Origin of the sequence: Limnobacter sp. (assembly GCF_964228395.1) — a bacterium.
In the GTDB taxonomy this organism is placed as follows: domain Bacteria; phylum Pseudomonadota; class Gammaproteobacteria; order Burkholderiales; family Burkholderiaceae_B; genus Limnobacter.
On sequence record NZ_CAXQZX010000009.1, the window covers coordinates 1 to 8,187 of the forward strand.

Sequence of the window (8,187 nt, forward strand, 5' to 3'; positions counted from 1 at the left end):
ACCTGGTTGATGGTCACCATTTGGCCCATTTTCATGAGGCACTTGATCACTTCAGCGGCCTTCAAGCTCATTTTGTGGGCGAGGTCGGCCACGGTGATGGTTTCGGGCACATGCACTTCGCGCACCACCGGCTCAGTGGGCTGGTTGAAATTGCTTTGCTGATCGTTGTTGTGGCGGTTGTTTTTGCCTTTGGGGCCCTTCCAGGCGGCGGTGCCGCTGCGGCCCACACTGGTGTCGCCGCGGGTTTTCAGGCCACCGCGCCGACGGCCTGCCGGCTCGTCTTTGCTGCCTTTGCCACCACGGCGGCCTCGATCGGAGTCGTCGTCGGCAGCCACGGTTTCTTTAACAGGTTTCTTGATGGTTTTTGCTGGCTCTGGGGCAGGCTCTTCGGCCTTCAGCACGCGGGCAGGCTGCTGCATCATGCGGTTAATGGCTGCAACTTCGGCTTCGGCCGCTCGGCGGGCGCGCTCTTGGTCGGCGCTCGCCTTGGCTGCATCTTCGGCTGCTTTCTTGGCCTTCTCTTCGGCCTTGCGAACCTCGGCCGCACGGGCCTCGCGCGCTTTGGCTTCTTCGGCCTTGGCGGCTTCGTCCTTGCTGGTGTCTTTGGCAGCCAGCTCATCTTCTTGCTTGGCTTTTTCGGCTGCTTCGTGGGCGAGGCGCTCTTCCTCGGCGCGCAGGCGAGCTTCTTCCTGAAGCTTCAATTCACGCTCGCGCTCTTGCTCCAGCTTGGCCTGCTTTTCTTTGAGCTCGGCTTCCTGGCGGGCTTTGAGCTCAGCTTGACGTTGGGCCTCCAAATCGCGGCGCGCCTGCTCTGCTGCGTCGAGTTGAGGTTCCAACACGGGATCGGTTTCACCGGGCTTCTCGCCACGCTGAACAAACACGCGCTTTTTGCGCACCTCCACCTGCACTGTGCGGGCTTTGCCACCGGGGCCGGCCTGCTTGATTTCGCTGGTTTGCTTGCGGGTGAGGGTGATTTTTTTCTGACCGGTGGAGGAGCCATGCGCCTTGCGCAAGCTCTCCAAAAGCTTACCCTTGTCCGCCTCAGTGACTGCATCTGCCTCAGAGGACTTGTTTACGCCAGCGGATTTCAACTGCTCTAGCAGGACATCCGCGGGCATTTTCAACTCTGCTGCAAACTGTGCGACTGTGGTACTGGTCATCTACTCTTCCTTCGGTTTAATTCAGATGGTGTGGGCGATGCTTAATAGGCGATCACTCAAACCAATGTGCGCGTGCCTTCATAATGAGGTCACGGGCTCTTTCTTCGTCCACGCCGGTCAACTCGACCAACTCATCAACAGCCAATTCGGCCAAGCCATCGCGATCAGTGATTTGGGCTTCGGTCAGCTTAGCCACAAGATCGGCGTCCATGCCGTCCAGCGACAGCAAGTCGGTGGCACCTTCTACACGCTCCTCACGGGCAATGGCTTCTGTAAGCAGGGCGTTGCGTGCACGTGTGCGCAACTCTTCAACCGTGTCTTCGTCGAATGCTTCAATTTCGAGCATTTCAGCCAGGGGCACGTAAGCCACTTCTTCGAGGCCAGTGAAACCCTCTTCGATCAAGATGTTGGCCACTTCTTCGTCAACATCGAGCTTGCTGGTGAACAATTCGCGAAGCTTGACCACCTCTTCTTCTGAGCGCTTGGCCGACTCTTCAGGTGTCATGATGTTGATTTGCCAACCGGTGAGGTCGGATGCCAGGCGCACGTTTTGACCGCTACGACCAATGGCCTGGGCCAGCTCACCTTCATCGACCACCACTTCCATGACGTGCTGGTCCTCGTCCACCACAATGGACTGCACGGTGGCGGGTGACAGGGCGCCAATCACAAACTGCGCAGGATCTTCAGACCACAACACAATGTCAACACGCTCACCACCCAGTTCTTGAGTGACCGCTTGCACGCGAGAGCCACGCACACCCACGCAGGTGCCAATGGGGTCGATGCGGCGGTCATGGGCCAGCACGGCGATTTTGGCACGCATACCGGGGTCGCGAGCTGCGGCCTTGATTTCAAGGTGCCCCTGTTCAATTTCGGGCACCTCCATGGCAAACAAGGCCTTGATGAATTCTGGCGAAGTGCGCGACAAAATAACTTGTTGCCCACGGGCCATGCGGTCTACCTTCCAAAGGTAAGCGCGCACGCGGTCGCCTGGGCGAAGGCTTTCGCGAGGGATCATTTGATCGCGGGGCAAACGTGCTTCAATTCGACCACTTTCGATGATGGCGTCACCGCGCTCCATGCGCTTGACCTGACCAATCACGATGTTGTCGCCACGGGCCAGGAAATCGCTCAGAATTTGCTCGCGCTCGGCATCGCGCACACGCTGCAAAATAACCTGTTTGGCAGCCTGCGCTCCAATGCGACCAAACTCCACGGGCTCGAGTTCTTCTTCGATGAAGTCGCCCAACTGGGCATCGGCCTTGTGCTTTTGCGCCTGGTCCAAAACCATTTGGTAAGCAGGATCATAGAAATCTTCTTCGGACACCACTTCCCAGCGGCGGAAGGAATCGTAGTCGCCAGTGGCGCGGTCAATGGACACACGCACATCGACCTCCTCGTCGAAACGCTTTTTGCTTGCAGAGGCCAAGGCCAGCTCGAGCGCGCCGAACACGATGTCTTTCTCGACGTTCTTTTCACGCGCCAGTGCGTCGACCAGCAGTAGCAATTCACGGCTCATTCCAGGGCTCCTAAAACTTTAAGTGGGGTACCAAACGGGCCCCCGCCAAATCAGCGATGTCAAATTCGAGCAGGTAAGGCTCGGCGTTTTTTCCTTCGGGCGTGACCACCACGCCCCAGGCATGCTCTTGCCCTTTCTGCAAAATGCCTTTGAACTGTTTTTGATTGTTGATGGCGCGCTTAAATTTAAGGGCCACTTCTTCACCACAAAACCGTTCGAAATCTTTGGTACGACGCAATACTCGGTCTACGCCGGGCGAGGAAATTTCCAAGCGCTCGTAATTGACGTTTTCGACCGTAAAAAGGTGCGACAACTGGTGGCTTACTCGCTCACAATCTTCAACCGTGACACCAGAAGGTGAATCGATCATGATGCGCAACAAGCCATTGCCCTCACGCTCAATGTCGGCCACTTCCAGGCCCAGCGAGGTGATCACGGCATCGGCCTGGACAACCCAGGGCTCTGACCATACGCCAGACCATGAATTACCAACAAACTCTTCGGGATTGATCACCAGACTGCCCGCCCTCTTTCTTTTTAAGCTGCAAAAATCTTCAAACTGCCGAACCAAAAAAAAATGGGCTTGTAGAGCCCACTTCATTTGAGACACCCTTTTTTGAGTGGGTGCTCAGGCAACGCAGGATTATATGCCAAAGCGCCTTGATTATCAAGCCACTTTGGCAAACCCAAACCCAAACCTTAGGCCGATGGGGTGCGCCTGCGCCGGCGTTGCCCACCCTGCCCGGCGGCCCCGCCCTGGGGTTTGTTGCCAGCCGCGTTGGCTCCGGGTTTGCTGCGGCGAGCGCCATTTCGTGCGTTGCCATTGCCGTTGCCCGAGGCGTTGCCGGCAACGTTACCGTTGGCCATGGAGCCGCCCCGACGCCCGCCAGCATTTCCGTTGCCTGTGCGGGCTCCACCACGGGAAGAGCCCGAACGACCCGCCCCACCCGGCGAGGACAAGGCGTTCTGGTTGCTTAATGCAGCCGCAGCGGCAGCGCCGGACACGGTGAGATAGGTTTGGGTGGGCGCGCTTAGGGCCAAACCGGGGTCGATGATGGGTTGGCCGCGACGTTTGCCATTTTTACCGGCCTTGTTCTTGTTGTCCCGTTTCAATGCCCCCTCGCGGGCGGACTCATCGACCTTCAGCCCAAGAGATTGCATGTAGCTCATGGCCTCAAGTGCTTCCATTTCGAGCCATTTGCCACGCTTTAAGGTGGATGGCATCATGATGTCGCCAAAGCGGGTGCGAATGAGGCGGCTCACGGTGAGGTTGCACGCCTCAAACATGCGGCGAACTTCGCGGTTGCGCCCCTCTTTAAGACCCACTTTGTACCAGCGGTTGGCGCCTTCGCCGCCTGCCATGTCAACATACATGAACTTGGCCGGACCATCTTCCAGGGTGATGCCTTCAATCAACTGTTGGCGCTGCTGCTCGGTGAGTTCACCCAAAATGCGCACAGCGTACTCGCGCTGCACTTCATAACGGGGATGCATCAGGCGGTTGGCCAATTCGCCGCTGGAGGTGAACAACAACAAACCTTCGGTGTTGAAGTCCAGGCGGCCCACTGCGATCCATTTGCCGTTGGATATTTTTGGCAGCTTTTGAAACACGGTGGGGCGACCTTGGGGGTCATCCATGGACACGATTTCGCCAGCGGGTTTGTGATAAATGAGCACACGCGGTGGCTTGGACTTGTTTTTGCGCTGAACCAGTTTGCCATTGACACGAACCTGATCGGTGGGCAATACACGCTGCCCTAGGTGCGCCGGCTCGCTATTGACCGACACGCGGCCAGCCATGATGAGCTCTTCCATTTCGCGGCGCGAACCCATGCCAGAATCGGCCAGCACTTTGTGCAATTTGGGGGCCAGCTCTGGGTCTAGACGCACATTGAGTTTGCTGCGGTTTTTACCCTGCCCATTGCTGTCGCTGGGCTTGAAGCCCTCGACCTGCTCGATCACATCACCCCACTCTGGGCCCTCTTCGAGGACTTCCACCACGGGTTCAACACCGGTGTTGATGTCCACAGGCTCGGGGGTTGACAGTTGCTCAGGGGGTTTGCGCTTGTTTGCTCTCATTGTCGTCCGGTTCGGTTTTTGCACCTGGGGGCTCCTCTTGCTCCTCGGCGTCGAAGGGGATCACCTTCTGTAATTCATCGGCCAGTTGCTGGTCTTTGTCGTTGTCGAGCGGGGGAAGATCGCTCAGGCTGACCAAATTAAGGTCAGCCAAAAATTGCGCGGTGGTACCCCACAGCGCTGGGCGGCCTGGGGCGTCCCGATGGCCAATGGCTTCGATCCAGCCGCGGTCTTCAAGTGCCTTCATGACTTGCGAAGACACGGTGACTCCGCGGATGGATTCAATGTCGCCCCGGGTCACTGGCTGCTTGTAGGCAATAATCGCCAATGTCTCTAGCGTGGCCCTGGAGTATTTGGGCGGCTTTTCCGGGTTGAGCTGCTCCAGATAGCGCTTGACGTCTTCACGGGTTTGAAAACGCCAGCCAGCTTTAATTTCCACAAGCTCCAAACCACGGCTAGTCCAATCGCGGCGGAGGTCCTCCAGCAAAGTCGTGACCACGGCGGCATCGAGCGCGTCGTCGAACATGCGGGACAACTCTTTGACGGCAATGGGCTCAACCGAGCACAGCAGGGCAGCTTCTAAAATATTTTTTGCGCGCTGGGGATCCATCCAGGCGGACTCACTAAAAAAGACTACGGGTTTGATTGAAAGATGCGCCTGTAATGCCTGCCAAGAAATGCAACGGGAGTTGCCATGGTGCAGGAGGGGTGCGGGCTTGCTGAGGCACCCGAGGCGTTTAATTCCGATGCCGCATTGTAACCACGTTATGAAGCATGCAGCAACAAGGAATGCAGGAAAGTGTGACGCAAAAAAACGGTGCACCGCAGTGCACCGTACCCAATTAACCCATGGCGGGCTGGAGACACACCAATCATGCTCCTTCAATGCACCTTGGCACTCCCCATCTGGGACTACCCCAAAAGCGGGTCACGATTAAGGGAACCAATGTGGCAAATTGAAGAAACTTATCCACACAAAGCGGGGAAAACTTTCGGTATTCACTGTGGATAAAATTTCCAGCTACATGATTTGATGGGTTTTTTGATACTTTGATTAAAAACTGAGCACCCATTCTAGCGCCCCCAAAATGGGGGGTTCTCGTCAGGATTGCCAGCGATAACCCACGCCAGCCTGACGAATCCGATTCCAGATGGCCTCTTTTTCTTCATCGGTTTTAAACAACCACCCATCCACTTCATCGAGGGTGCGGCCACACCCCATGCACACCTCGTCGCCCAGGTTGGTAGAACAAAACCCGACACATGGGGTGTCGGCCTCGGGCCACACGGGCAGGTTTGCGTACTCGGATTTGGATGTGTTGCTCATGATGCTGCTTTGATAATTAAAATTTTCAACAAAAATGTTTTTGTGATCAGTAGGATACCGGAGTTGAAGCAAGGATTTGGGGAGAAATGCGTTTTGTGCACTTGCACACAAATGCAAAACGCGCTATAGTCTTGTTCTCAACAGACGCGGGGTGGAGCAGTCTGGCAGCTCGTCGGGCTCATAACCCGAAGGTCGTAGGTTCAAATCCTGCCCCCGCAACCAAATTTTTATCATTAAAACCAATCACTTAGCGGTGGTTGGTTTTTTTGTTTTCTGGGCCACCAACAGCGTGTGCCCAAAATGTGCCCAACTGGTGCCCAACCCCGATTTAGCCCGCCTTCCCTTTCGTGACCTTCAGTCAAACCCAATAACGGTCAACAGGGCACATCTGTAAAAATTTCCTGAATTTTCCGGTTCACATTTTTGTGCCCAATGACCGTTTGGAAAATCAACCTGAAGGTCGTGGATTTTCGAGTTTGTGAAGAGAATTTTTGTGCGGAATTTTCGGAAATTCGTGACCTTCAGGATGAAATTTGACTATTACTAGGATGTGCCTAAGTTGTGCCCAGGTTGTGCCCATGGGGATGCTGAGATGATTGACTGGATTGGAATGACTCTGAGATGTAATAAGCTGATTTTTGTTTTTTTACTGTGAATTACATATTTTTTTGGGCACAGAGATATGAAATTCGGCAGCTGATAGCGAGCTCAATTAAAATTGCCGCATTGACCTTCGGGAGCTGGCGTTGCCGCTTTGAAGTTTGAGGTGCTGTTTTAATGGCAAGTAATCAGCCGAAGCGGATATCAGGGACTGGCGGCTGAAACGTCTGAGTTGTTGGCGAAAGCAGGCTTCGAAACTTTAACGGGAGCCGATAAAAATTCTGCAGCAATGGATCGATTTTAGGCTCACTTTTTTTGGCGCTTAATCAGGGTTTCTTTTTCATCTTGTTCATGCAATGCTCTGCAAATATTTGAAATAGCTCAATTAAAGAAATAATTTGTGATATCAGGATAAATGAATATCGCTATTACTGTTCGATAAAGCAAGTATAGGCAACCGGTGGATCAATCAGATGAATCTATTCATTGACACAAATATTTTCTTGTCGTTCTTCCACTTAAGCAGTGATGACTTGGAGGAGATTCATAAACTTGCTGTGCTCATCGACAAAGGGCAGGTGACCCTTTGGCTCACAGCCCAGGTCAAAGATGAATTCTTCCGAAACCGTGAGAACAAAATATCTGACGCAATTAAGAAGCTAAAAGAACAGCAGCTTAAGCCTCAATTCCCTCAGATATGTAAGGACTACCCGGAATATCAAGAACTGAGTGAGCTTCAAAAGGCGTACGCTGCAAAGATGTCTTCCCTCATGAAGAATGTAAATGCAGATATTGACTCGTTGACCCTCAAAGCAGACTTAAAGATTTCAGAGTTATTTGAAAAGTCAAAAATAATTCCAACCACTTCAGATCTGGTTGAAAAAGCTCGCCTTCGTCGGGATGTACGAAATCCTCCGGGCAAAGATGGCTCTCTCGGTGACGCCATAAATTGGGAGGCGATGCTGCAGTTTGTGCCACCAAAGCAAGACATATATTTGATTGCCGATGACAAAGACTACTATTCAGTCTTAGATGAAAATAAAGTTAAGGATTTCTTGGCTAATGAGTGGCAATCGACAAAAGCATCAAAGCTGTATTTCTATAGAAGGCTAAGCCAGTTTTTTAAGGAACACTATCCAGAAATTAAATTGGCTAGCGAGCTCGAAAAGGAATTTGTAATCAGGTCTCTTGTGAATAGCGGAAACTTCGCAAATACGCATAACGCCATCGAAAAGCTTTCAAAGTACGCGGAATTCAATAAGTCACAAGCAGCAGAGATTGCGCAAGCCGCTTTGTTCAATAACCAAGTCGGCTGGATATTCTCAGATGATGATGTTCATGACTTCTACAGCAAATTTTGGAAGAATCATTCGGCATTATTAGAAAAAGAAATACAAGATAACCTTTCGCATTTGTTGACTACCAAAGTACCAGTCCATGACGAAAGCGCTTAACAAATTTTTACAGAAGCACAAAAATATACTGTCATGGCGGGTGGGGTG

Annotated in this window: 7 protein-coding genes and 1 tRNA gene; 2 read left to right on the top strand and 6 right to left on the bottom strand. The window is 53.1% G+C overall.

Features of this window, described 5'->3' with window-relative positions:
• From ACEQU8_RS00840 to ACEQU8_RS00865, 6 genes are all read right to left on the bottom strand, one after another.
• On the bottom strand, positions 1-1,160 hold a 1,160-nt coding region (locus ACEQU8_RS00840), incomplete at its 3' end, for a translation initiation factor IF-2 N-terminal domain-containing protein (protein WP_370260797.1).
• Positions 1,161-1,212: 52 nt separating this feature from the next.
• Complete coding sequence (gene nusA / locus ACEQU8_RS00845) at positions 1,213-2,682, bottom strand: transcription termination factor NusA (RefSeq protein WP_370260799.1); 1,470 nt, start codon at positions 2,680-2,682, stop codon at positions 1,213-1,215.
• A gap of 10 nt (positions 2,683-2,692) precedes the next feature.
• A complete protein-coding gene (rimP, locus tag ACEQU8_RS00850; RefSeq protein ID WP_370260800.1) occupies positions 2,693-3,283 on the bottom strand; it encodes a ribosome maturation factor RimP in 591 nt (196 codons plus the stop codon).
• 98 nt (positions 3,284-3,381) lie between these two features.
• Positions 3,382-4,761, bottom strand: coding sequence for a 23S rRNA pseudouridine(2605) synthase RluB (gene rluB / locus ACEQU8_RS00855; protein WP_370260801.1), 1,380 nt, complete (start codon positions 4,759-4,761; stop codon positions 3,382-3,384).
• Positions 4,733-5,368 carry an SMC-Scp complex subunit ScpB gene (gene scpB, locus ACEQU8_RS00860; protein ID WP_370260802.1) on the bottom strand — a complete coding sequence of 212 codons (636 nt, stop codon included), beginning with the start codon at positions 5,366-5,368 and terminating at the stop codon, positions 4,733-4,735. The genes rluB and scpB overlap by 29 nt, the downstream gene beginning before the upstream one ends.
• Positions 5,369-5,860: 492 nt before the next feature.
• Positions 5,861-6,085, bottom strand: a complete 225-nt coding sequence (locus ACEQU8_RS00865; RefSeq protein WP_370260804.1) for a DUF1289 domain-containing protein — start codon at positions 6,083-6,085, stop codon at positions 5,861-5,863.
• A 145-nt stretch (positions 6,086-6,230) separates the two neighbouring features.
• On the opposite strand from ACEQU8_RS00865, the gene ACEQU8_RS00870 reads away from it, so the two are divergent.
• Both ACEQU8_RS00870 and ACEQU8_RS00875 read left to right on the top strand, forming a co-directional pair.
• Positions 6,231-6,307, top strand: a tRNA-Met gene (locus tag ACEQU8_RS00870).
• Positions 6,308-7,158: 851 nt separating this feature from the next.
• Positions 7,159-8,139, top strand: a complete 981-nt coding sequence (locus ACEQU8_RS00875; protein ID WP_370260805.1) for a PIN domain-containing protein — start codon at positions 7,159-7,161, stop codon at positions 8,137-8,139.
• The last annotated feature ends 48 nt before the right edge of the window (positions 8,140-8,187 follow it).

Excerpts from the sequence above, each read along its gene's own strand:
- scpB (WP_370260802.1), bottom strand. The coding sequence starts at position 5,368 with ATGGATCCCCAGCGCGCAAAAAATATTTTAGAAGCTGCCCTGCTGTGC.
- rluB (WP_370260801.1), bottom strand. The coding sequence starts at position 4,761 with ATGAGAGCAAACAAGCGCAAACCCCCTGAGCAACTGTCAACCCCCGAG.
- nusA (WP_370260799.1), bottom strand. The coding sequence starts at position 2,682 with ATGAGCCGTGAATTGCTACTGCTGGTCGACGCACTGGCGCGTGAAAAG.
- ACEQU8_RS00875 (WP_370260805.1), top strand. The coding sequence starts at position 7,159 with ATGAATCTATTCATTGACACAAATATTTTCTTGTCGTTCTTCCACTTA.
- ACEQU8_RS00865 (WP_370260804.1), bottom strand. The coding sequence starts at position 6,085 with ATGAGCAACACATCCAAATCCGAGTACGCAAACCTGCCCGTGTGGCCC.
- rimP (WP_370260800.1), bottom strand. The coding sequence starts at position 3,283 with ATGAAGTGGGCTCTACAAGCCCATTTTTTTTTGGTTCGGCAGTTTGAA.